Origin of the sequence: Pollutimonas rozaliensis, assembly GCF_048751585.1 — a bacterium.
In the GTDB taxonomy this organism is placed as follows: Bacteria; Pseudomonadota; Gammaproteobacteria; order Burkholderiales; family Burkholderiaceae_B.
This window is the reverse complement of the sequence record NZ_JAZHOB010000388.1, coordinates 1-231: the sequence shown is the minus strand read 5'-3', so window position 1 is coordinate 231 and position 231 is coordinate 1. Positions and strand designations below refer to the sequence as shown.

Annotated in this window: 1 protein-coding gene; it reads left to right on the top strand. The window is 61.9% G+C overall.

The window, feature by feature from the left end; translation table 11 throughout:
* Window positions 1–8: 8 nt before the first annotated feature.
* A partial coding sequence (locus V0R37_RS23330; RefSeq protein WP_420376723.1) for an SAM-dependent methyltransferase occupies window positions 9–231 on the top strand: 223 nt, incomplete at its 3' end.

Sequence of the window (231 nt, the reverse complement as noted above, 5' to 3'; positions counted from 1 at the left end):
GGCCTACTCTGGCGCAGCCTGGCCAGACCCTGGTGTTTTACATGGGGCTGAGTAATTTGACGGCCATTTGTGAGGGGCTGATGGCCCATGGTTTGCCACCGGAAACGCCCCTGGCACTGATCGAGCAGGGAACCACGCGCCAGCAGCAGACCCATACGGGCACCCTGCGGCAACTGCCGACGGCTTTTCTGCAAGGTGCCATCCAGCCGCCTACGCTGTTGATCGTGGGAA